At 33.9% G+C, this 23,179-nt stretch carries 26 protein-coding genes and 1 tRNA gene; 7 read left to right on the top strand and 20 right to left on the bottom strand.

All coding sequences use genetic code 11. The annotated features are described in order from the left end of the window. Nucleotides 1-75: 75 nt before the first annotated feature. From gyrB to add, 8 genes are all read right to left on the bottom strand, one after another. Nucleotides 76-2,028 (bottom strand): DNA topoisomerase (ATP-hydrolyzing) subunit B, encoded by a 1,953-nt coding sequence (gene gyrB / locus JHK64_RS03250; RefSeq protein ID WP_199567575.1) that lies wholly within the window; start codon nucleotides 2,026-2,028, stop codon nucleotides 76-78. A 229-nt stretch (nucleotides 2,029-2,257) separates the two neighbouring features. Beyond that, nucleotides 2,258-3,460 carry an FtsW/RodA/SpoVE family cell cycle protein gene (locus JHK64_RS03255; protein ID WP_199567576.1) on the bottom strand — a complete coding sequence of 401 codons (1,203 nt, stop codon included), beginning with the start codon at nucleotides 3,458-3,460 and terminating at the stop codon, nucleotides 2,258-2,260. A 147-nt stretch (nucleotides 3,461-3,607) separates the two neighbouring features. Beyond that, nucleotides 3,608-3,679, bottom strand: a tRNA-Arg gene (locus JHK64_RS03260). Between the two features lie 43 nt (nucleotides 3,680-3,722). Further along, nucleotides 3,723-4,070 (bottom strand): 50S ribosomal protein L19, encoded by a 348-nt coding sequence (rplS, locus tag JHK64_RS03265; RefSeq protein ID WP_199567577.1) that lies wholly within the window; start codon nucleotides 4,068-4,070, stop codon nucleotides 3,723-3,725. Nucleotides 4,071-4,204: 134 nt separating this feature from the next. Continuing rightward, nucleotides 4,205-5,410, bottom strand: a complete 1,206-nt coding sequence (locus tag JHK64_RS03270) for a chloride channel protein (protein WP_199567578.1) — start codon at nucleotides 5,408-5,410, stop codon at nucleotides 4,205-4,207. Beyond that, on the bottom strand, nucleotides 5,400-5,675 hold the full coding sequence (locus JHK64_RS03275) for a chorismate mutase (protein WP_199567579.1): 276 nt from the start codon (nucleotides 5,673-5,675) through the stop codon (nucleotides 5,400-5,402). The genes JHK64_RS03270 and JHK64_RS03275 overlap by 11 nt, the downstream gene beginning before the upstream one ends. A 127-nt stretch (nucleotides 5,676-5,802) precedes the next feature. After that, nucleotides 5,803-6,249, bottom strand: coding sequence for a flavodoxin (locus tag JHK64_RS03280; RefSeq protein WP_199567580.1), 447 nt, complete (start codon nucleotides 6,247-6,249; stop codon nucleotides 5,803-5,805). A 61-nt stretch (nucleotides 6,250-6,310) separates the two neighbouring features. Then, on the bottom strand, nucleotides 6,311-7,333 hold the full coding sequence (add, locus tag JHK64_RS03285; protein WP_199567581.1) for an adenosine deaminase: 1,023 nt from the start codon (nucleotides 7,331-7,333) through the stop codon (nucleotides 6,311-6,313). Between the two features lie 106 nt (nucleotides 7,334-7,439). Here add and JHK64_RS03290 point away from each other — a divergent pair, with 106 nt between their 5' ends. The 3 genes from JHK64_RS03290 (at nucleotide 7,440) to JHK64_RS03300 (ending at nucleotide 9,204) form a co-directional block, all read left to right on the top strand. After that, entirely contained in the window at nucleotides 7,440-7,880 is a 441-nt protein-coding gene (locus JHK64_RS03290; protein WP_199567582.1) for a GNAT family N-acetyltransferase, read from the top strand. Nucleotides 7,881-7,883: 3 nt separating this feature from the next. Then, complete coding sequence (locus JHK64_RS03295; RefSeq protein WP_199567583.1) at nucleotides 7,884-8,840, top strand: DHH family phosphoesterase; 957 nt, start codon at nucleotides 7,884-7,886, stop codon at nucleotides 8,838-8,840. A gap of 103 nt (nucleotides 8,841-8,943) precedes the next feature. Further along, nucleotides 8,944-9,204 (top strand): type B 50S ribosomal protein L31, encoded by a 261-nt coding sequence (locus tag JHK64_RS03300; protein WP_018370011.1) that lies wholly within the window; start codon nucleotides 8,944-8,946, stop codon nucleotides 9,202-9,204. 82 nt (nucleotides 9,205-9,286) lie between these two features. Here the strand turns inward: JHK64_RS03300 and JHK64_RS03305 are convergent, their stop codons facing one another. From JHK64_RS03305 to JHK64_RS03325, 5 genes are all read right to left on the bottom strand, one after another. After that, nucleotides 9,287-9,616, bottom strand: a complete 330-nt coding sequence (locus JHK64_RS03305; protein WP_199567699.1) for a GNAT family N-acetyltransferase — start codon at nucleotides 9,614-9,616, stop codon at nucleotides 9,287-9,289. Nucleotides 9,617-9,870: 254 nt separating this feature from the next. Then, entirely contained in the window at nucleotides 9,871-10,146 is a 276-nt protein-coding gene (locus tag JHK64_RS03310) for an HU family DNA-binding protein (RefSeq protein ID WP_199567584.1), read from the bottom strand. Nucleotides 10,147-10,234: 88 nt separating this feature from the next. Beyond that, on the bottom strand, nucleotides 10,235-10,840 hold the full coding sequence (locus JHK64_RS03315; RefSeq protein ID WP_199567585.1) for a YpmS family protein: 606 nt from the start codon (nucleotides 10,838-10,840) through the stop codon (nucleotides 10,235-10,237). Beyond that, nucleotides 10,818-11,654 (bottom strand): SGNH/GDSL hydrolase family protein, encoded by an 837-nt coding sequence (locus JHK64_RS03320; protein WP_199567586.1) that lies wholly within the window; start codon nucleotides 11,652-11,654, stop codon nucleotides 10,818-10,820. Before JHK64_RS03320 ends, JHK64_RS03315 begins: the two co-directional genes overlap by 23 nt. Next, complete coding sequence (locus JHK64_RS03325) at nucleotides 11,647-12,483, bottom strand: DegV family protein (protein ID WP_199567587.1); 837 nt, start codon at nucleotides 12,481-12,483, stop codon at nucleotides 11,647-11,649. The genes JHK64_RS03320 and JHK64_RS03325 overlap by 8 nt, the downstream gene beginning before the upstream one ends. 75 nt (nucleotides 12,484-12,558) lie before the next feature. Here JHK64_RS03325 and trhA point away from each other — a divergent pair, with 75 nt between their 5' ends. Further along, nucleotides 12,559-13,197, top strand: coding sequence for a PAQR family membrane homeostasis protein TrhA (gene trhA / locus JHK64_RS03330; RefSeq protein ID WP_199567588.1), 639 nt, complete (start codon nucleotides 12,559-12,561; stop codon nucleotides 13,195-13,197). 33 nt (nucleotides 13,198-13,230) lie between these two features. Here the strand turns inward: trhA and recN are convergent, their stop codons facing one another. The 7 genes from recN to JHK64_RS03365 all read right to left on the bottom strand — a co-directional run bounded on the left by recN (nucleotide 13,231) and on the right by JHK64_RS03365 (nucleotide 19,509). Beyond that, nucleotides 13,231-14,898: a DNA repair protein RecN gene (gene recN, locus JHK64_RS03335; protein WP_199567589.1), complete on the bottom strand. Its 1,668-nt coding sequence runs from the start codon at nucleotides 14,896-14,898 to the stop codon at nucleotides 13,231-13,233. A 121-nt stretch (nucleotides 14,899-15,019) separates the two neighbouring features. After that, on the bottom strand, nucleotides 15,020-15,838 hold the full coding sequence (locus JHK64_RS03340; protein WP_199567590.1) for a TlyA family RNA methyltransferase: 819 nt from the start codon (nucleotides 15,836-15,838) through the stop codon (nucleotides 15,020-15,022). Beyond that, entirely contained in the window at nucleotides 15,831-16,691 is an 861-nt protein-coding gene (locus tag JHK64_RS03345) for a polyprenyl synthetase family protein (protein WP_199567591.1), read from the bottom strand. The genes JHK64_RS03340 and JHK64_RS03345 overlap by 8 nt, the downstream gene beginning before the upstream one ends. Nucleotides 16,692-16,703: 12 nt before the next feature. Further along, a complete protein-coding gene (locus JHK64_RS03350; RefSeq protein ID WP_199567592.1) occupies nucleotides 16,704-16,919 on the bottom strand; it encodes an exodeoxyribonuclease VII small subunit in 216 nt (71 codons plus the stop codon). Beyond that, nucleotides 16,906-18,237 carry an exodeoxyribonuclease VII large subunit gene (gene xseA / locus JHK64_RS03355; protein ID WP_199567593.1) on the bottom strand — a complete coding sequence of 444 codons (1,332 nt, stop codon included), beginning with the start codon at nucleotides 18,235-18,237 and terminating at the stop codon, nucleotides 16,906-16,908. The genes JHK64_RS03350 and xseA overlap by 14 nt, the downstream gene beginning before the upstream one ends. A 99-nt stretch (nucleotides 18,238-18,336) precedes the next feature. Then, complete coding sequence (locus tag JHK64_RS03360; RefSeq protein ID WP_199567594.1) at nucleotides 18,337-19,188, bottom strand: bifunctional methylenetetrahydrofolate dehydrogenase/methenyltetrahydrofolate cyclohydrolase; 852 nt, start codon at nucleotides 19,186-19,188, stop codon at nucleotides 18,337-18,339. A gap of 90 nt (nucleotides 19,189-19,278) precedes the next feature. Further along, nucleotides 19,279-19,509, bottom strand: coding sequence for a DUF1797 family protein (locus JHK64_RS03365; protein ID WP_199567595.1), 231 nt, complete (start codon nucleotides 19,507-19,509; stop codon nucleotides 19,279-19,281). Between the two features lie 341 nt (nucleotides 19,510-19,850). Between JHK64_RS03365 and JHK64_RS03370 the strand changes: the two genes are divergently transcribed. The 3 genes from JHK64_RS03370 (at nucleotide 19,851) to JHK64_RS03380 (ending at nucleotide 23,121) form a co-directional block, all read left to right on the top strand. Beyond that, the gene (locus JHK64_RS03370) at nucleotides 19,851-22,100 is read left to right on the top strand and encodes an ATP-dependent Clp protease ATP-binding subunit (protein WP_199567596.1); all 2,250 of its coding nucleotides are present in this window, start codon (nucleotides 19,851-19,853) and stop codon (nucleotides 22,098-22,100) included. Nucleotides 22,101-22,301: 201 nt separating this feature from the next. Next, entirely contained in the window at nucleotides 22,302-22,757 is a 456-nt protein-coding gene (locus tag JHK64_RS03375; RefSeq protein WP_199567597.1) for an NUDIX hydrolase, read from the top strand. A gap of 61 nt (nucleotides 22,758-22,818) precedes the next feature. Continuing rightward, the gene (locus JHK64_RS03380; RefSeq protein ID WP_199567598.1) at nucleotides 22,819-23,121 is read left to right on the top strand and encodes a DUF1827 family protein; all 303 of its coding nucleotides are present in this window, start codon (nucleotides 22,819-22,821) and stop codon (nucleotides 23,119-23,121) included. Nucleotides 23,122-23,179 lie beyond the last annotated feature (58 nt).

Below are 23,179 nucleotides of genomic sequence, written 5' to 3' on the forward strand. Positions count from 1 at the left end.
CTTAACTTGTCATTTTTTACTAATATGGTCTATAACATTACGATTATACCATACTTCTATGTGGTTTTCAAAAGCTTATATATCTAAAGTACTATAAACAGCATTTTCTTCAATAAATTCACGTCTAGGCTCAACTTTGTCACCCATTAACATTTCAAAAACGCGGTCAGCTTCAGCGGCATCTTCAATAGAAACCTGTGCCATCAAACGTCTTTCAGGGTCCATGGTTGTTTCCCAAAGCTGATGATCATCCATCTCACCTAATCCTTTATAACGTTGGACAGATGGTTTAGAGCGACCCTCACTATACTTTTGCATAGCCTCTTTTAATTCTTCTTCTTGATTTGGACCTGGTTGAATATATTGTTTAATGTCACTACCAACCTTAATACCATAAATTGGTGGTTGAGCGATGTAAACAAAACCAGCTTCTAATACTGGACGCATAAAGCGATAAATTAAGGTTAGTAATAAAGTTCTAATATGCGCACCATCAACATCAGCATCAGTCATAATCACTAATTTATGATAACGTGCCTTTTCAACATCAAAATCATTACCAAATCCTGTTCCCATGGCTGTAAAGATTGTTCTGATTTCTTCATTGGATAGAATCTTATCCATCGTCGCTTTTTCCACATTGAGAATTTTACCTCTAATAGGTAAAATGGCTTGAAATTCACGATTTCGGCCTGATTTAGCCGATCCTCCTGCTGAGTCCCCCTCAACAATAAATAGCTCATTTTGAGCAGCATCGTTAGAAGAACAGTCAGCTAATTTCCCTGGTAAATTTGAAATTTCCAGACCAGATTTTTTACGTGTGACTTCTCTTGCTCTTTTAGCAGCTATACGGGCTTTACTTGCTAAAATCCCTTTTTCAACAATTTTTTTGGCTGTTTGAGGATTTTCTAACAAGAAACGATTGAAAGCTTCACTAAATAAACGATTCGTGATTTTAACAACTTCACTATTACCTAATTTGGTTTTAGTTTGTCCTTCAAACTGAGGATTAGGATGCTTGATAGAAATAACAGCTGTCAATCCCTCACGAACATCATCACCGGTTAGATTATCGTCATTGTCTTTTAAAATGTTATTTTTCTTGGCATAATCATTGATAACACGTGTTAAAGCTGTTCTAAACCCTTGCTCATGTGTTCCACCTTCATGGGTATGAATATTATTGGCAAAACTCATAACGTTTTCATGATAACCAGTAGTGTATTGCATGGCTACTTCAACAGCAATGCCTTCCATTTCACCATCTGTGTAGATTGGGTTATCAAAAATAACTTGTTTATCAGTATTGATAAACTCTACATAGCTAGCAATCCCTCCTTCATAATGAAATTCTAACTCTTGAGGGTTATGTTCGCGTTTATCTGCGATTGATATTCTTAATCCACGGTTTAAAAAAGCTAATTCTTGGATACGTTTTGCTAGTTTATTAAAATCAAACTCTAAGGTTTCTGTAAAAATTTCACCATCAGGTGTGAAGTGAACAGTTGTTCCTGACAAATCTGTCTCTCCTATGATTTTTAAATCATCAACTACCTGACCTCTTTGATATTCTTGATAGTAAATGTTACCATTTTTATATACTTTAACATCTAGCTGACTAGATAAGGCATTAACAACTGAGGAACCTACACCATGAAGACCACCTGAAACCTTATAGCCACCACCACCAAATTTACCCCCAGCATGAAGGACTGTAAAGACTGTTTCAACCGCTGGACGACCAGTTTTTTCTTGGATGCCAACAGGAATACCTCGACCATCATCAGATACAGTAATAGAGTTATCAGGTTCAATAAATACTTTAATATGACTGGCAAATCCAGCTAAGGCTTCGTCAATAGAATTGTCGACAATTTCCCAAACCAAGTGATGCAAGCCCTCTTTTGAAGTGGAACCAATATACATTCCTGGTCGCATACGAACTGCTTCTAACCCTTCTAAAACTTGAATTTGACTGGCATCATATTCATTTGCTAAATCCTTTTTCTTTTTCTTATCTTTTACCATTCGCCCTAACCTTATCGTTATTTTTTAAAATTAATAGTCTTAATGAAAGATAGATACTTATCAAAATTTTTAACTATTAAAAAAATTATTAGTTGATTATTATTGAGTATTCTTCGATGAATTGATATCTATAATAAATTCACTATATATACGCTCTTTATTATAACATATTTTAACGTTTTTTACACTATTTTGAATAGAGAAAAAAGCTCTATTGCTAGAACTTTTCTCAGTTTATTGACCCTTGTTCTTCTATAAAACTTTCCTTATTTTTTTGATTCTGATAAGACATTGATAAAATTAGACCAACCCCCAATAAGTTGGAAATTAAAGAGCTTCCTCCTTGGGATATAAAAGGTAGCGGAATACCTGTTAGAGGAAGAACACCGATAGCTGCACCAATATTTTCAAAAATATGGAATAAAATCATCATGATAAAGCCAGTAGAAATATAGGTATAAAAAAGATTATTTGATTCAAAAGTTACCCGAATCATTCGATAGATTAAAAATAAATAAAGTCCTAATAGTAGACTAGAACCGATAAAGCCAAAATTTTCAGCAATAACAGTAAAAATCATATCACTTTCTCGAACAGGAACTGATAAATCAACAACATTAAGGCCTTTACCAGTAAAACCACCACTACCTATAGAAATCATCCCTTGAGTTTGTTGGTAGGCAATCGAGTCAGCAAAGTCAAAAGGACTCAACCAAGCAGAAATCCGATTGATTTGATATGTATCCATACCCAGATTATAAAAGAAGGATTTACCCATTGGTGAAAGAAACATGGCTAAAAAGCCAACTGACCCAGAAATAATAATCGTTGTCACAAAAACAATCAATTGCCAAGAAACTCCTGATAATAAAATAAGACCTGACAAGATAGCAATAAAGACCAAAGCTGTTCCTAAGTCCTTTTGCAAAGCTAATAGAAATAAGACAGGAAGGGTTAATAGACCATAAACTAAAAGCAATTTCAGATCATCTTTAAAATAGCGATTAACAATATTTTGCTGTAATTTAACAGTTGCTTGAGACAGCATCAAGATATATGAAATTTTCATAAATTCTGATGGTTGAAATAACGTTGTATTTCCTATCGTAATCCAGTTTTTTGCTCCTGTTAGAGAAACTAATTGAGGACTATAAAAAAATAAGGGCAAAATCATTAAACCTAGCCCTAATATATAGAGAAAGGGTGTTATTTTCCATAAAAATTCTGTGCTAAAAAGCATAACAATAAAACTAAGAGCAAATCCAGTTATAATCCATAGAACTTGCTGAGCTAATACAGTTGTTAAATTTTGAGGATAGTCATGATTGATGGCAATATAGACAGCTAATAAACCAATAATTAGTAAAATGAAGACTGGTAAAATCAACAAATAATCAATTCTATTATCAATAGTCTTTTTAATATTTTTCATGACGACCTCTCTTATTTTTTGTCTTTTTATTATACCACGATTTTTTATTATTGCTTGTTTTTTAGTGATAAAATAATAGACTTCTATTTATTAGAAAAAAATAAAAAAACAACCTTCAAAAAATTTTTTCGGGTTGCATTTTTTTGATGTCCCCTGTAGGAATCGAACCTACAACGACTTCTTAGGAGGAAGTTGTTATATCCATTTAACTAAGGGAACTGATAAAAAAATCTGCCCATGCGAGCAGATTTTTGAAATTGTCTTAGCGACGAATTTCTTTGATACGTGCAGCTTTACCTTGTAAAGCACGTAAGTAGTAAAGTTTCGCACGACGAACTTTACCGTAACGAACAACTTCAATTTTATCAACACGAGGTGTGTGAAGTGGGAAAGTACGTTCTACACCGATACCGCTTGATAATTTACGAACAGTATACATTTCTGAGATACCTTGACCTTTACGAGAGATAACAACACCCTCAAAGATCTGGATACGTTCACGAGTTCCTTCAACAACTTTCGCATGAACACGAACAGTGTCACCAGGACGAAACGCAGGGATATCAGTACGAAGTTGACCTTCAGTCAAACTTTGAATTAATGGATTCATTTTATTTTCTCCTTATCTTACTAATCTTAAGAGCATTGTCTTAGCGGATTAGCCGTTTATTGTGTGTCCATTACACACGTAGTCTATTCTATCAAATTATCTTAATAATGTAAAGATAAATTTTAGTTTAGAACTTAATATTTCTGTTCCCCATAGATACTATTTCTTTTACCAAAACTCATGGTAAAGACCATAACAATAAAGAAATAAGGGAAGTTTTCCATACCAAAAACTTCTGCTCCAATTAAAATGGGTGCTAAGAAGGTACTTGTAGCACTACCAAACACACTAGCATAGCCAAGAGCTGCAACCAAAGAAATTGGAAGTCCAAAAATTGGAGCCAAAACGACACCCAAACTTGAACCAATAGCAAATAGTGGCGTTACCTCACCACCTTGAAAACCAATGGCTAATGTTAGTAAAGTAAGCACTAATTTTAATAGCCAATCATAGCTTAAAATACTACCGTCAGAAAAACTCGCTGAAATCAGATTTGTTCCAAGTCCTGAATAACGTCCCATATCTAACAAAAGAAAAGTAAGCGCCAAGATAGATCCTATAAGAACTATACGAAGATAGGCATTTGGAAGTTTATCAGCCAACCATTTTTTCGACTGCTTTAATCCTAAGGCAAAAGCATTACCCGTTAATCCAAATAATAGCCCTAATACAGCTAATTTCATAAATAGAATTGGAGTTATCGCTAAAGAGACCTTAATTGGTATAGCAAAATGTTCTAGTCCTAGAAACTGAGAGGTGGCACTAGCCGTATAAGAAGCCACTAAGACTGGAACTAAAGCAGACAATCTCATTCGACCAATAAATAATACCTCAATAGCAAATAAAGTGGCAGCAAGAGGCGTTTGAAAAAGCCCAGCGAAACCAGCTGCCATACCAGTAATCAAAAATAAACGACGATTAGCATCGTCAAAAGAATTGGTAAAAAAATTTGAGATGGTAGCACCAATTTGAACAGCCACTCCTTCACGACCAGCACTCCCACCAAAGAGATGAGTTAACCAGGTTGTAAGGATAATCAAGGGAATTAAACGCTTGGGGATGCTTTGTTCTTTTCCATGTCCAACTCGAAAGACTAAACCCATGCCGCCATTAGCTCTTCCACCATAGTGTTGGTACAAATATAAAATAACTAAACCAGCAAGTCCTAAAAATGGAATAAAAAATAAAGGATGCTCTGTTCTAACATCTCCTATCAAAAGTAGAACGCGTCCAAAGACCATATCAAAGGCACCAGTTATTAAACCTATCACTAGACCCAGCACAATAAATAGTAAATTTTTCTTGACAAACGTTAGGACTGTTTTTTGATTAATTATCATCTCTTAATCTCTTTTCTTGAAAAGTTTTTGAATGTATCATGATGTCTTTAAAAGTAGCTACAATTGATTCTTGATACATAGGGTTCTTAACTTCTTGAGCAACTTTTTTTAAAATAGTCTCTTCTCTATTTTGATCTAATATAGGCATTTTATGAGCTTTTTTATAAGCAACAACTTGACTAACCAGTGCCATTCTCTTTTCCAAAAGACTAATAAGGGTTTCATCAATAAGATCAATTTCTTGACGACTTTTATCTAATGTCATAACAACTCCTGTTCTGAAAGTTTATTTCATTATAAAGGATTATAAGCCACTTGACAAGCTAGCCAAACGCTTCTTTTATATTAGTTATTAGACAAAGTAAAAGACCTACACAAAGTAAGTCTTTGTCTTAAATATTAAGCATATTAGATAGTTTTTCAGCAAAAGCTTCTAGATGTTCAATGTCCTCTTCTTCAGCAGCCAAGTCAACTTTGACACTATCAGCACCTTTGGTTGCTCCTGTCATAGCAAAAGCATCCTCAAAGTCATCAACTGATTGGCAAAAATTATCATAAAAAGTATCGCCTGAACCTACAACACCATAGATTTTTCCAGAAAGATCTAACTCTTTTAAATCATCATAGAAATCCATGATTTCATCTGGTAACTCACCTTCACCGTAAGTGTAGGTTGCAACAATGACAATATCGCCATCTTCAAAATCACTAGCATCAACAGTTGTACACTCATTAACATCAACGGTATGTCCTAGCTCTTCTAGTTTTTTAGCAACGATATCGGCAATCTCTTCTGTGTTACCTGTCATACTAGCATAAACAATTTGTGCAAAAGCCATAGTTTCCTCCTCATTATAATGGTCTTATTATATCATAAATAATCAATTGAAAACAATTAGATTATGAGAGATAGGGATGATAGCTCTCTTCTAAACGTTTTAAGAGAGCATCTTTTTCTTCAGTAGTTGTAAAACTAGCTAAAATCGCATTTTGATTGAAGTGATAAAAGTCAGAAATACTTGTATTAAAATACTGATGGTACAAGGCATACTCTTTTGTTAAATTGGTATTAGAGACCGTTCGATTATCGGTATTTATCGTTAGTTTAAGGCCTGCTTCATAAAACAATTGATATGGAAATTCTGCAATATTTCTTGCAGCCTTTGTTTGTAAATTACTAGTAAGACACATTTCTGCAGTAGCATCAGATTTTACAAAATCTGCCACTAAGTCTTTTTTTCTGTACAAAGCCGTCACATGACCAAAGCGTTTGATACCAAGATTTAACCCATCACTAACATTATTTGGACAATGACATTCACCTGCATGAAAGGTTAAAGGAAGTCCCAAATCTTGCGTAGTTTTAATGATATCTTTTAACTCTGATGTTGGAAAGTCTGCTTCATTACCAGCAAAATCAAAACCGACCAAGCCTCTTGAAGAGAGTCTAGCAACCTCTTTAAAAATGCCTTGTGTGACTTCTTTTTGACTTTGTTTCAAGCCACAAACCAATAAACGTGCTATAATATCAAACTCTTTCATCGCCTTATTTAAACCATCAAGAACAGCTTCAACAGTATCAAGAGCAGTAAGATTTTCATCCATAGACAATTCTGGTGCAAATCGCACTTCAATGTAGATAACATTTTCTTTTGCAGCTTGTTTAACGACATCGTACGCCGCAAGCGAAAGTGCCTCTTTTGTTTGTAATAAGGGTCTAATAAAATCAAACGTTTTTAAATAATCCATAAGATTATCAGAGTCTTCTGCTACTGTTACTAATTGTTTTAAAGTTTCATCTTCAGATGGTATAACAATATTTGCCATCATAGCCAATTGTCTTATCACCTCTAAAGACAAGGAGCCATCTAAGTGACAATGGAGTTCTGTTTTCTTTAAATCATGCCATTTATTATCAGTCATATTGTGCTTCTTTCACTTGTAATGTTGCTTTATATCATAACATATTTCTCTTGATTTTCCAGTTTTTCTGTGATATATTTTGAATACTATTTGAGAGGAGTCATTTATGTGGTATTTTAAACGTTTTAACCAATTAACCTCCGAAGAATTGTTCATCATTTTAAAAGAACGAGTGCGAGTCTTTGTGGTTGAACAAAATTGTGCCTACCAAGAAATTGATGAGGATGATTTAACTGCCATTCACCTCTTTTCTCTTAAAGATAAAGAATTAATGGCTTATTGCCGACTTATTCCTCAAGAAAATCAGGTAAAACTGGGACGTGTCTTGGTTCCACTCTCATATCGTCAAAAAGGATTGGGCAAGAAATTAGTTCTAAAAGCGATAGATTTTTGGCAACAACACTACAAAGTGCCACTTTTTGCGCAAGCGCAAGCTTACTTGAAAGAATTTTATCAAGAATTTGGCTTTGAAACCATTTCTGATGTATACCTTGAAGATGACATCCCTCACATGGATATGATATTAACAAAAAACAGCAAAGGATGATTTATGACAACCTATCAGACTATTTTAGAAAAAATTAAAGAACACCAGACGATTATTATTCATCGTCATATGAAACCTGATCCCGATGCTATTGGTAGTCAGGTGGGATTAAAGCTCTTAATTCAACATAATTTCCCCGAAAAAAAAGTTCTGGCTACTGGTTTTAATGAGCCAACACTAGAATGGTTAGCTAAAATGGATACTGTTTCAGATGACGATTACAAAAATGCTTTGGTTATTGTGACTGACACAGCAAACACACCTCGTATTGATGATAAACGTTATAGCACCGGCAACTATTTAATTAAAATGGACCATCATCCTAATGATGATCCTTATGGAGATCTTTACTTTGTTGATACTAACGCATCAAGCGCCAGTGAAATTGTTGCTGATTTTGCTTATCAAATGCAACTAGAATTAACCTCTGATGTTGCACGTCTTCTTTATGCTGGTATTGTTGGAGATACTGGGCGTTTTCTTTATCCAGCAACTAGTAGTAAAACTTTGGAAATTGCTAGCCAGCTACGTCAGTTTGATTTTGATTTTTCTGAAGTTTCGAGACAAATGGATTCTTTCCCTTATAAAATTGCTAAACTACAAGGTTTTGTTTACGATCATTTAGAAATTGATAAAAATGGTGTCGCTCGTGTTTTTCTCACCAAAAACATCATGGACAAATTCCAAGTAAGTGATGCAGAAACAGCAGCCATTGTCTCTGCACCAGGTAAAATTGACTCAATTGTGACTTGGGCAATTTTTGTTGAACAACCAGACGGTCATTACCGCGTTCGTTTAAGAAGCAAAACCGTTGTTATTAATGAAATTGCTAAAAATCATGATGGTGGTGGTCATCCTCTTGCTAGTGGTGCTAATTCTTATTCCGATGAAGAAAATGACGCTATTTACCAAGAGTTAAGAGATGCAGTCAAACAAGATAAAACACTAAATAAGCAGTAAAAAAATAGAGAAAAAGGTTGTCAAACCATTAAATTTTTGATAAACTAATAGAGTTATTAAACTATGACTCAAAAAGGGTTATGGCAGAAAGGAAAATGACATAATGAAAAAAGATATCCATCCAGATTACCGTCCAGTAGTATTTCTTGATACTTCAACTGGTTACCAATTCCTTAGTGGTTCAACAAAACCAACTAAAGAAACTGTTGAATTTGAAGGTGAAACTTACCCACTTATTCGTGTGGAAATTTCATCAGACTCACACCCATTCTATACAGGACGTCAAAAATTCACACAAGCAGACGGACGTGTGGACCGTTTCAACAAAAAATATGGTCTCAAAGACGCAAATGCTGCGCAATAAGCAAGATAATGATAAAAAAGCATATCCACTGGATATGCTTTTTTGTTATAACTAACACTGACAAGCTCTCCTAAAATCTAGTTTAATCAATCGGTTGACTTCTAAAATAGTGATTAATGGGGTAGCCATCAAGAATTTTAGAAAATCCTAACGATTGGTAAAAAGCATTAGAAACATCATCATTTTTGTCGGTGATTAACATCAATTGACGAATGGTAGGGTATTGCAAAGATAAGCGTCTCATCAATTCTCTACCAATTTCTTTTCTATGGTCTAAGGGTTTGACAATAATATCATGAACGTAAAGGATAAATTCTCCATCACCAATACACCTCGCAAAACCAACCAATTGATTCTTTTCTAAAGCGCCTAGAATACAAAGAGAATGCTCAAAAGCACGAGAAAGTTTTATTTTATTGCTTAAATAATTTGACTAGTGATTTTCACGATAAATCTGGTATACCTCATCAATACGTTCTGATCTAAATGTTTTATAGTCAATCATTCTTTCCTCAATAGTGCAGTTCTTTCATTTTAATATTAAGAAGACTATTTATAAAATAATTCTAGCTCTTTTACTATTCACTAGAATCTGCCCCTTTTCCAATAAAAAAAGCCAATCACACAAGCGATAAAGCTTGATATGATAGGCTTTTTAATGTTCTATTATTTAACAGCGTCCTTAAGAGCTTTACCAGCTTTGAAAGCAGGTACTTTTGAAGCTGCGATTTGGATTTCTTTACCAGTTTGTGGGTTACGACCTTTACGAGCTGCACGTTCACGAACCTCAAAGTTACCAAAGCCAATTAATTGAACTTTTTCACCTTTTGCAAGGTATTCTGAAACTGCTCCGAAAACAGCATCTACTGCTACTGCAGAGTCCTTTTTAGTTAATTTAGTAGCTTCTGCCACTTTTGCAATCAAATCTTGCTTGTTAGCCATTTAACAATTCCTCCAATATATTTATGAGCCTACTGCTCTAACAAGTATTATCATACCTAAAAATTACTATTTGGTCAAGTATTTAATGTTATTTTATTATTTTTTTATAAATATCAAAATTAATAGTATCATTAATCAAATCCAAGGCTGCCGCTTTTAAATAAATTTTATTATCAATTATCATCGATTGAATATTGACATTAATAGTTGCTTCATCTGGTAGTATCTCAACGAACTCAGGAATATCATAGGTATTATTAATATACTTTAAAACATCTTTTTCTGGCAGGGGTAGCGTTCCAGCAGAAATAGATGTGATTTTTAGTTGAATAGCACCACTAGATAATTTATAGGGTTCAAAATAGACATAAAGTGGCACATCATAACCCAAAATTTTATAGGTTCCTTCAAACAAAATAGATTGAGATCTGATATAAATATTATAGGTTAAATCTGACGTTTGATAATCTTTAAGATAAGCAGTTAAAGTTTTATTTAGTTGATCTTTAGTGGTTGAAATTTGACCGATTTTAAAATCATCAGTTGTTTGTATAGAGACTGCTCTTTTTTCTGGCTCCCTATCTTGTAAAACTCTCGAAGCGATGACACCAATAAAACTGAGATTTAAAGCAAGTAGGATTAAAAAACCATACTTCCAATAATTTCTTAATTTACCATCTGTCTCTTGTTTCATTAATTTTCTCCATCATTGCATTGGCTATTATTTGATAGCCTATATTATTGGGATGAAAATGATCCTCCTCAAATAGGGCATTATTAATCACAGGTGTTGATGAATCATCTGTTTCAACAATTCCTTCTTTTCCATTATATCCTTTATAAAGCAACTCATTAATTGGCACAAAGTAAATGTTTTCGTATTCTGAAACGACAGTCGCCGTTGCTTCATTCCATCTGTCAATAATTTCCTGCATCTCAACAATTTCAGGGAAATTAAGATAAAAAGGATTATAAATACCAAGAATATAAATGGGCAAATCGTCATTTTCTTTTCTTGCTAAGTCAATGATTTGACGTAATCGTTCTTGATAATCTTCTTGAGGTTGATCAAATGAAGAAATCTCAAGATGACTTAAATTCTTTTTGATCACAGCCATTACATCATTTCCACCAACTGTGAGTGTCATAAAATCTGCCTCTTTAATAGCTGGTAATATAGTCTCGTCTTTGGTCATTCTTTTCAAAATTTGTTGACTAGTATTTCCAGCAACACCAAAATTACTAGAAGTGACTTGATACTTATTATCTGATTCTAAGCGATCAGATAGTAAAGAAACAAAGCCTCCTTGATTGGTAGTATCACCCGTTCCCTGTGTTAAAGAGTCTCCTAAAGCCACATAATGAAGCTGTACTGTTCCACTCTCTAAAAAATCATTTTTTGTTAGCTGAGCATCTGATTGAGGGATAAAAATGGATAATAAACTAGAAAAGACAACTATAAAACTGATAAAAAAGAGAATGTCTCTGACTACTGTTTTTTTATTCATAACGAATCATGATGGCAAATGCACCTTCTCCTGTATGGGTTTGGATGATAGAGCCAGTTTCTAAAACAACAATATCAGTTTCAACTAGTTTTTGTAATTGTTCTTTTAATTGATAAGCAAATTCATCAGTACCAGCATAAGAAATTGTAATTTCAGCAACAGCTTTATTTTCCAATTTCTGGCTTAACTCTGTTAACCATTTAAAGAAGGTTTTAGTCCCTCTTCCTTTAATCACTGGATGTAGTTCATAGTTTTGCAATGCCATAATAATTTTAATATTAAAAAGAGAACTAATCATGCCTGCAACTCTGCTCACACGACCACCTTTGATAAGATTTTCAAGTGTTGACAAGCCAATAAACAATTCTGTTTTATTTTTGACTTCTTCTATTCTAGCCAAAATATCTTCACGGCTTCTACCTTCTTGAATGAGTTTGGCTGCCTCAACCACTTGATATTTCATTGCTTGATCAGTAAAAGATGAATCTAAAACAATAATATCTCCACCAGCAAGAGTTGCACCTTGACGAGCTGCTTCAACCGTTCCAGACAAGGAGTGTGTAATGTGAATTGAAATGATAGTGTCGTAGCCTTCTTTAAAAATATTTTCGTAAGTCTCGGCAAATAAGCCTACTGGAGGTTGACTAGTCTTAGGAAGATGAGTACTGTTTTTCATCATGTTCAAAAATTGACCTTCTTTAAGATCATTATCAGAATAAAGTGTTCCATCAACCATTACAGATAAGGGAACTACAGTAATATTGTATTTTTCAAGAAGTTCAGACTCTATTGTGATAGAAGAATCTGTCACTATTTTAATATTTGCCATTTTAACCTCTTCTTTATGCTTTTTTTGTTGTTTATGTTATCATTATAACAAATAAATATTAAATTGGGGGATTTTATGGCATCTAAACGTTATAACATCATTAACGAAGTCTTAAATACCATTACTCACTCATTTGGTGTTATTCTAGCAATTATCGGCTTAAAATTGTTACTAGATAAAGCATCAACTCACCAATCTCAATTAGAATTAGTTGCTTATAGCATTTACGGTGCTACCCTCATTGTTTTATTTCTTTCTTCAACACTTTATCATGTCTTATCTTTTAGTAAATACAAAAGTCTTTTTAAGGTGTTTGACCACTCTGCTATTTTTTTGTTAATTGCTGGCACTTATACACCATACTGTTTAATAACTCTAAAAGGGTGGATTGGCTGGACACTACTTAGTCTCGTTTGGATCTGTGCTATTAGTGGCGTTACAATGAAGATTATTTTCTTAAAACCTCAAAAAAATATTTCCAGACTATCTACTTTATTATATATTATTATGGGATGGTTGATTGTTTTTGCTGCAAAACCTCTCTGGGATAGCCTGCCTTTTGATGGCGTTTTGCTTCTCTTTTTTGGAGGCGTCACTTATACAGTAGGAGCCATCATTTATGCCATAAAATTTCCCTTTAATCATGTGGTTTGGCATTGTTTTATCCTAGTTGCTGCTTATTTAATGTGGGTTTCTATTTATTACTATGTTTAATGACATTTCCATCAAAACAACCTCTAAGTTTTCTTAGAGGTTGTTTTTTTCTAGTAATTCTTTTGCCTGAGCTCGTGCTGTATCGGTCACGTCACTACCCGCTAACATTTTGGCAATTTCTTCAATGCGTTCTTCAGTGTTTAATAATCTTACTGTTGAGACGGTTGAGGTGGCATCACTCATTTTTTCAATGAAAAATTGATGATCTGCTCTAGCAATGACTTGTGGCAAGTGAGAAATGGCTAGTACTTGACCGTATTGAGAAATGAGATGAATTTTTTCAGCAATAGCTTGTGCTACCCTACCTGAAACGCCTGTATCTACTTCATCAAAAACAATACTGGTTCTTTCAAGTGTTTTAGAAAAAACAGCCTTGATGGCTAACATCAAACGAGACAATTCTCCACCAGATGCAATTTTAATAAGAGGTTTAAAAGTTTCTCCAGGATTTGTTGAAATATAAAATGCAACACTTTCATTACCCAAACGATTAAATTTACTTTCAGAAAAAACAACCTTAAAATCAGCTTTTTCCATATAGAGATCTTTTAATTCTTGTTTGATATTTTTTTCCAATTCTTTCGCAAGTTCATGACGTTTTTGACGCAACGTTTTAGCCGTTAAAACGAGTGATTGTTCCAAGGCTTTTAATTTTGCTTCACTATCATCCATTGTCTCATCATTAGCTGTTAAGAGTTGATATTCCAAAATGATATTAGAAAGATAATTCAGTACATCATTAACACTACCACCATATTTTCGTGTGATGGTATTGATAATATCTAGGCGACTATCAATCCTTAGTAAATGATTGGCGTCATAGTCCAAATCATCAATAATATCAGACAAACGCTTTGAAACATCCTCTAAAACATAATAGGATTCCTGAATGTCTTTTGAAATTTCTTGATAACGACTATCATAATTTTCAATGCTTTCCATTTCATTCATGGCAGATCTAATATTAGCCAAACTCGAAAATTCGTCATTATCCAATTGTTGATAGGTTTCAGAGAGAGCATCAGCAATCTTTTTATGATTCATTAAGCGATTTCGTTCTTCTTGTAAGAGCTTATCTTCGTCTTTTTTTAAGTCAGCACTTTCTATTTCAGAAATCTGATAAGCTAACATTTCAATTCTAGCTTTATTATCACTTTCATTCTTTTTTTGAAGAAGAACATGTTTTCTCAATTCTTTATAATCATCAAAGAGTTTTTGGTAGTTTTCTTTGATATCTTGAAATACTTTTGAGCCAAACTGATCTAACATGATAATGTGCTGTGATTGTTTCATTAATTCTTCTTGATCATGTTGACCATGAATATCTACCAATTGTTGTCCAATAGTTTTTAAAATAGCTAGATTAACCATTTGACCATTGATACGGCTAATGCTTCTGCCATTACTATGAATTTCTCTACGAATAATAAGCTCATCACTGCTGTCAATACCATTATCAGCCAATAACTGCTTAAGCCCAGTTTTATGACTAATATCAAATAAGCCTTCTATTTCAGCCTTTGGCGAACCATGACGAACAGCATCAGAGTTAGCTCTAGCGCCAAGCATCATATTCATGGCATCAATGATAATTGATTTTCCTGCTCCAGTTTCACCGGTTAAAACAGTCATGCCATTGGCAAAATGTAGAGAAATATCTTCTATAATGGCAAAATGACGAATAGAAATTTCTAATAACATGCTATTCTCCTTGTCGTTGTGATACTTTCATCCATATCTTAATTCATTAGACTAAAATCAAACTTTGCTATTGTCACTAATCAAATTAATAACACTTTTTACAGAGAACACTTTAGATTATCTAGTTATTGTTAAACACCTTGTGCGCTTTTTCAATAACTGTCTTGATATCATCTTTCAGAAAATTAAGAGGTGAATTCGCTTTTTCTAAAAAAAGAAGAAATTCTATATTGCCGTGACCACCTTGGATAGGTGAAAAATCTAATTGTTTCACACTGAAACTATTTTCTAAGGCAAACTGACAAACTGAAATAATCACTTTTTCGTGAATCGTTTTATCTTTGACAATACCATTTTTTCCTATTTGCTCTCGACCAGCTTCAAATTGTGGCTTCACTAAAGCAACAACCTGAGCATTTTCTGGAAGGATTTGAGACAAGGCAGGTAAAATTAAACCTAGCGAAATAAAACTGACATCAATAGAAGCAAATACTGGTTGATTTTCTATAAAATCTTTGGGATCTGCATAGCGAAAATTGTACTGTTCCATACTTTTAACACGCGCATCCTGTCTTAGTTTCCAAACCAACTGATTTGTACCAACATCAACAGCATAAACCATACGAGCCCCATTTTGAAGCATGACATCTGTAAAGCCACCAGTAGAAGCACCAATATCAAGTGTTGTCTTATCAGCCACAGAAAGATTAAAAACCTGTAAAGCTTTTTCTAATTTTAAACCACCACGACTGACATATTTTAATTTTTCACCTTTTAATTTTAATTCAGTGTTCTCATCAATTTTTTCACCTGGTTTATCAAATCGCTCACCATTTAAAACGGAAACCACTAAACCAGCCATCACACCACGTTTAGCTTGTTCTCTTGTGTCAAAAAGACCTTGACGATAAGCTAGTACATCTACTCTTTCTTTAGGCATGAAGTCGTAACCTTTCTATAATGGTTTTGATTGCTTGACGATCAAATTGATAGGCCTTCTCAAAACTTTCAAAAATACCTAAGGCATCATCCAAGGCTTGATTTAAAATGCTGGTTGACTTTTCTAAGCCAAATAAACTAGGATAAGTGGTTTTCTCAGCAAAAATATCTTTTTTAGGTGTTTTTCCCAATTCAGAAAAATCAGCAGTCACATCTAAAATATCATCTCTGACTTGAAAAGCTAAACCAACCAATTGACCTGCTTTTTGTAGTAAAGTCATCCCTTTTTCATCTAAATCAGAAACAATTCCTGCAGCAATAAATGGAAAAGTTAACAATTTTCCTGTTTTATTGGTATGAATGGCAACTAAGTCTGCTTCTTTTAAGGCTTGATGTTCTCCTTTAACATCAAGCATTTGTCCTCCAACCATACCTCTACTACCTGAAGCATCTGATAAAAAACTAATCAGTTGTACCACTTTATCAGGAGCTAATTTGGAAGAAGCTAATAAGCCAAAAGCATCTAAAAACAAAGCATCCCCTGCTAAAATAGCAGTGGCTTCATCAAATTTTTTATGATTGGTTAATTGGCCACGACGATAATCATCATTATCCATAGCTGGTAAATCATCATGGATTAAACTCCCAGTATGAATCATCTCTAAACTAGCTGCAATACTATAGTGATCATTATTTAGAGCAATGCCAAAACCTTCTAAAAGCATCAAAAATAAAAGTGGACGAAGGCGTTTACCGCCTGCATCAACAGAATAAAGAATAGCTTTAGTTAAATCAGATGAAACGATTAGTTCTTTATAGTAATTTCTAATGGCTTCATTAGTATGTTCAATCACTCTACGTCTCCTTTAATCCATTTCTTTTTCAGTATCATCAGTTTGCATGACTTTAACTAATGTTTTTTCAGCTTCATTGAGTGTTTTTTGCAATTCTTTTGATAAAATCATTCCTTTTTGGAATTCTGAAATGGCTTCTTCTAATGGCACATCACCATTTTCTAATTTTGAGACAATAACCTCTAAATCTTGTAAATTTTCTTCAAATGTTTTATTATTTTTTGACATTTTTAACCTCCACTTCAATTTGACCATCACGCATATTGATGTCTAAACTATCTCCTTTAACTATTTTTTCAACAGAACCTATCACTTGGTTTCCCTTATGAACAATAGCATATCCTCTTGCAACAATCCTTGACGTATCAAGAGACAACAATGCTTCTTGAGATTTTTCAAATCTTGTTAATTTTTGCTGATAATGAGTTGTTATCTGGTGTGACAACAAACGATTGGTCTGCTCAATATAATCTTGAAAAGTTTTAATTCTTTTTAATAAATCAATTGCCACTAAGCGATTAACCAACAAATGCGTTTGATGCTCTTTTTGACGGTAAGATTCCTTAAAAAGATTAGCCATTTGATTGGTCAATTTATCGAGTTTTTGCAGATAACTATCATAAAGTCTTTCAGGCTGTCTGAAAATAACTGATCCTGCCAATTGGTTGAGACGGTCTTTTTTTATTTTCAACTGTTGCATCATGATATTATAAAGACGTGTCTGTCTCTCATTTAAGTATTGATAAACATCTGCCTTTGTAACTGGTGTTGCAAGTTCAGCCGCTGCAGTTGGTGTCGCCACTCTTTGATCTGCCGCAAAATCAGACAAGGTAGTGTCCGTTTCATGACCAACACTTGAAATAATTGGAAGTCTAGATTCAAAAATCGCCTCTACAACTATTTCCTCATTGAAACTCCACAAATCTTCAATCGAGCCACCACCACGACCAATAATCAATATGTCTAAATCACTTCTTAAATTAGCTTTTTTAATATTGTCAACAATTTCTTCGGCACTACCAGGCCCTTGAACCTTAGTTGGAAATAACAAGATTTCAACACCAGGAAAACGTCTTTGGACGGTCGTAATAATATCTCTAATAACCGCACCACTTTGACTGGTCACCACGCCAATTTTTTTAACAAATTGGGGAAGCTGTTGCTTGTGTTTTTGATCAAAATAACCTGCTGCAGTTAGTTTTTTCTTGAGTTGTTCAAACTGAACAGCAAGTGCACCAACACCGTCAGGCTCAGCTTTTTCAATTAAAATAGAATAAGACCCATTTGGCTCATACAATTGAATACGACCAATAACATTTAGCTTCATTCCTTCTTCAATCTCAAACTTAAGAGATTTGAAAACACCAGCCCACATTGTTGCTTGAATAACGGCTTTATCATCTTTCAAAGAAAAATATTGATGCGTAGGCCGTTTTCTAAAATTTGAAACTTCACCTGTCAGATAGACTCTCTCCAAATAAGGATCGCGGTCAAATTTTAATTTTAAATATTTTGTCAAATGAGAAACTGATAAATACTCTGACATGCTCTCTCCTTAATTGTTTTTATTACTCCCATTATATCAAAAAAGTGTCTATTAGACACTCTTTATCTTATTAATGACTAGTCAATTAAAACACTTGATTTATTTGACTTTTCTAAGTGCTGATTCGTAGGTTTGTTCAAGAAGCATAGTAATCGTCATTGGCCCAACGCCTCCTGGAACAGGTGTGATATAGCTGGCAATTTCAGCCACCTCATCATATTTGACGTCACCAATTAATTTACCATTTTCATCACGATTCATACCAACATCAATAACAACAGCACCTGGTTTGACAAATTCTTTAGTCACCAAATGACCTCTACCAATAGCAACAACCAAGATATCAGCAGTTTTTGCTAATGCCGCTAATTGTTGTGTACGAGAGTGGGCGATAGTTACTGTCGCATTTTCATCCATCAAAAGTTGTGCCATCGGTTTACCAACAATATTACTACGACCGATAACCAGAGCGTTTTTACCAGATAAAGAAATATTATATTCCTTAAACATTTCCATAATACCTGCTGGCGTACAAGGCTTCATTACCCCATGACCACTCCATAATAAGCCCATATTAACAGGATGAAACCCATCAACATCTTTTTCTGGAGAAATAGCCATTAAAACAGCTTCTTCATCAATATGACCTGGCAATGGCAGTTGCACTAAAATCCCATGAAAACTCTCATCATCATTGTAGGTTGACACTAAGGCCAATAACTCTTCTTGACTAATTGTTTCAGGGACACGAACAACCTCACTCTTAAAGCCAGCAGCAAGTGCTGAACGCTCTTTATTTCTCACATAAACTTGACTGGCTGAATCTTCACCCACAAGAATAACAACGAGACCTGGTACAATCCCATGCGTTTGTTTTAATTCCTCAACCTTTTGAGCGAGATTCGTTTGCATTTTTTGTGCAAGACCCTTACCATCTATTATTGTTGCCATTATCTACTCCTATTATCTATCTCGTTATAATCTTCTTATGCTATTTTAAAAGACAAAAGCACACTTGTACCCTTGCCTTTTTGTACATTATTAATAAAGTAAATCAAAAATCTCAATTGCAATTAAATCAATACTATCAAACGTATATGTTTCACGAGCAGCAACATCACGAAGGGTAAAAGTAACCCCTTGTTCAGGATCATTGTTATAAGCTACTTCAGCAACAACAACACCATCACGCTCAAAATTACGTTTAAAATTTCCGCCATCATTTGCCATTAATTCAAGACGATTAATAATTCTCACTAAATGTGATTCCATAGTTCTCTCCTATTCACTTTTAATCTCTACTATTTTATCATAAAAGATAGAAAACTAACAAACAAAAGTGATTTAAAAGGCAATTTCTCTATGATTATCCTTCTAAGTAAGCAATTTTAGCTTTGAAATCGTCTTGAGTAAACAATAATAATTATTTTCAAATGACAAATTTGCAGATTAATTCTTTTCAACTTAACAACTATTAGACAATAAAGAGGTCTCAAATCTTTTTACTTGATTTCTTTACTTATGGTGATATAATAAACTTATAAAAAGTTTGACCAAAACTGACCAAAACTTTTTATACTATTTTAAATGTCAAAATGAAAGAGGTAAAAACTATGCTTTGTCAAAATTGTCACTTAAATGAAGCCACTATCCACCTTTTTACCAATGTTAACGGAAAGAAAAAACAAATTGATTTATGTCAAAATTGTTACCAAATTATGAAGACAGATCCAAATAATCAAATGTTACGTAATTTATCTCAAACATCTTCAATCAATCCACTTTTTGATGATTTCTTTGGCGATTTGAATAATTTTCGTGCCTTTAATAACGATCTTCCTAATACGCCAAAAACACAGGCTGGTGGAAATGGGATTAACAACAATGGTAACAATCGTTACCGCAATACTCCACCAACACCACCTAAACCACAAGGCGTTTTAGAAGAATTTGGAATTAACCTAACAGAAATTGCTAGAAATGGTAATATCGATCCTGTGATAGGTCGTGATGAGGAAATCACACGAGTGATTGAAATTCTTAACCGAAGAACAAAAAATAATCCTGTTCTTATTGGTGAGGCTGGTGTTGGTAAAACAGCTGTCGTTGAAGGCTTAGCTCAAAAAATTGTTGATGGCGATGTGCCACAAAAATTACAAGGCAAACAAGTTATTCGTTTAGATGTTGTTAGTCTTGTTCAAGGTACTGGTATTCGTGGCCAGTTTGAAGAACGTATGCAAAAATTAATGGAAGAAATTCGTAACCGTAATGAGATTATTCTCTTTATCGATGAAATCCATGAAATTGTTGGTGCTGGATCTGCTGGAGAAGGCAATATGGATGCTGGTAACATCTTAAAACCAGCACTAGCACGTGGGGAACTACAACTGGTTGGTGCTACTACACTAAAAGAGTACCGTGTGATTGAAAAAGATGCTGCTCTTGAGCGTCGTATGCAACCTGTTAAAGTTGATGAACCAAGTGTTGAAGAAACCATCACCATTTTAAAAGGTATTCAAAGTAAGTATGAAGATTACCACCATGTCAAATACACTGATGAAGCGATTCGTGCTGCTGCCGTTTTATCAAATCGCTACATTCAAGATCGTTTCTTACCTGATAAAGCCATTGATTTACTTGATGAAACAGGTTCAAAAATGAATCTAACTCTAAATTTTGTCAATCCACAAGAAATCGATAAGCGTTTAACTGAGGCAGAAAATCTTAAAAATCAAGCCACTCGTGATGAAGATTATGAGCGCGCTGCTTATTTCAGAGATCAGATTGCTAAGTATAAAGAAATGCAACAAAATCGTGTGGATGAACAAAACACCCCTATCATCACCGAAAAAAATATTGAAAGCATTATTGAGCAAAAAACCAATATTCCTGTGGGGGATTTAAAAGAAAAAGAACAAACTCAATTAGTAAACTTAGCTAAAGATTTGAAAGCGCATGTTATCGGACAAGATGAGGCTGTTGATAAGATTGCCAAAGCCATTCGTCGTAACCGTGTTGGTCTAGGATCACCAAATCGTCCTATCGGAAGCTTTCTCTTTGTTGGACCAACTGGGGTTGGTAAAACAGAGTTATCAAAACAACTCGCAATTGAACTTTTTGGTTCAGCAGATAGCATGATTCGCTTTGATATGAGTGAATACATGGAAAAACACGCTGTTTCTAAACTTGTTGGAGCTCCTCCAGGATATGTTGGCTATGATGAAGCTGGACAATTAACAGAAAAAGTGCGTCGTAATCCATACTCTGTCATTCTCTTAGATGAAATTGAAAAAGCTCATCCTGATGTCTTACATATGTTCCTTCAAGTACTAGATGATGGTCGTTTAACAGATGGTCAAGGACGTACCGTTAGCTTTAAGGATGCCATTATCATTATGACATCAAACGCAGGTAGTGGTAAAACTGAAGCAAGTGTTGGTTTTGGTGCAACGAGAGAAGGACGTAAAAATTCTATTCTCGGACAACTTTCTAATTTCTTTAGTCCAGAATTTATGAATCGATTTGATGGTATTATTGAATTCCAACCATTAAGTAAAGAAAATCTACTCCACATTGTAGACTTGATGTTAAATGATGTTAGTGAACGCCTTCTTAATAATGAGATCAAACTAAGTGTTACTGATAAGGTCAAAGAAAAATTAGTTGATCTTGGCTATGATCCAAAAATGGGAGCTCGTCCACTTCGTCGAACTATTCAAGAATATATTGAAGATGCGATTACTGACTTTTATCTTGATAATCCATCTGAAAAAGATCTTAAAGCTATTATGACAAGTAATGGCAACATCATTATCAAATCAGCAAAAAAAACTGAAAATGATAACGATAGTGATAATGCTTAAGACCAAAAGGCTAGATACAAATTTGTATCTAACCTTTTTATTTATTCTAAATACTATAGTTAAGTCAGACTATTTCATAACATTTTTCTTAGTCATTAATTTTTGTCTAATCATTTTTTAAAGGTCAAAAATAGTCTTATTAACCATAAGACAATAGTCAAACTAAAAAGATTTTAGTATAATGTTAAAAAGGAGTTTATTATGACAAATCCCGTTTTTGGAACCAAAGAAGAAAATATTGACTACGTTGCTAGATATGGTGTTTATGCCGTCATTGCGGATAGTGAAAAAGAAAAAATAATACTCGTCCAAGCACCAAATGGCGCATGGTTTTTACCTGGTGGTGAAATTGAGGCTGGTGAAGACCACTTCCGTGCTTTAAAACGTGAATTAATGGAAGAACTTGGTTTTGAAGCTACTATTGGTAACTTCTTCGGTCAAGCAGATGAATATTTCTACTCATCCCATAGACAAACACATTATTATAATCCTGCCTATCTATATGATGTTATAAATTATGAAAAAGTTTCACAGCCTTTAGAAGATTTTAACAATCTAAAATGGTTTTCCATCAAAGAAGCTATTTTAAAATTAAAGCGAGGTAGCCATCGTTGGGGAATTGAACAATGGCAAAAAAAATACAAAATAGAACACTAATTTAAGTCATATTTATAAAATCGTGCTATAATAATAGAAAAAGATATGACGGAGGAATAAGATGAGATTAATTAATACTACAAGTAGCCATCCTCAATTGGTTAAAAACCAATTGAAACATACTGATGCTAAACTCGTTGAAGTATACTCAGCAGGAAATACCGATGTTATCTTTACGCAAGCCCCTAAACACTATGAATTATTGATTATTAATAAATACCGAGCTATCAAAGATAGTGAATTAGAAGCTATTCGTGAATTTTTCTTAAAACGTAAAATAGACCGTAAGATTACCATCCCAGATAAAATTAAAACTATTCATTCATCTAAGATGATTGAGATATCTATTCCAACGACTATTTAAAGCAGTGTGACACTGCTTTTTATTTATCATTAAATGAAAAAACGATGTATGGCTTTTA

It is taken from the genome of Streptococcus zalophi, from assembly GCF_016481285.1.
Lineage (GTDB): Bacteria > Bacillota > Bacilli > Lactobacillales > Streptococcaceae > Streptococcus > Streptococcus zalophi.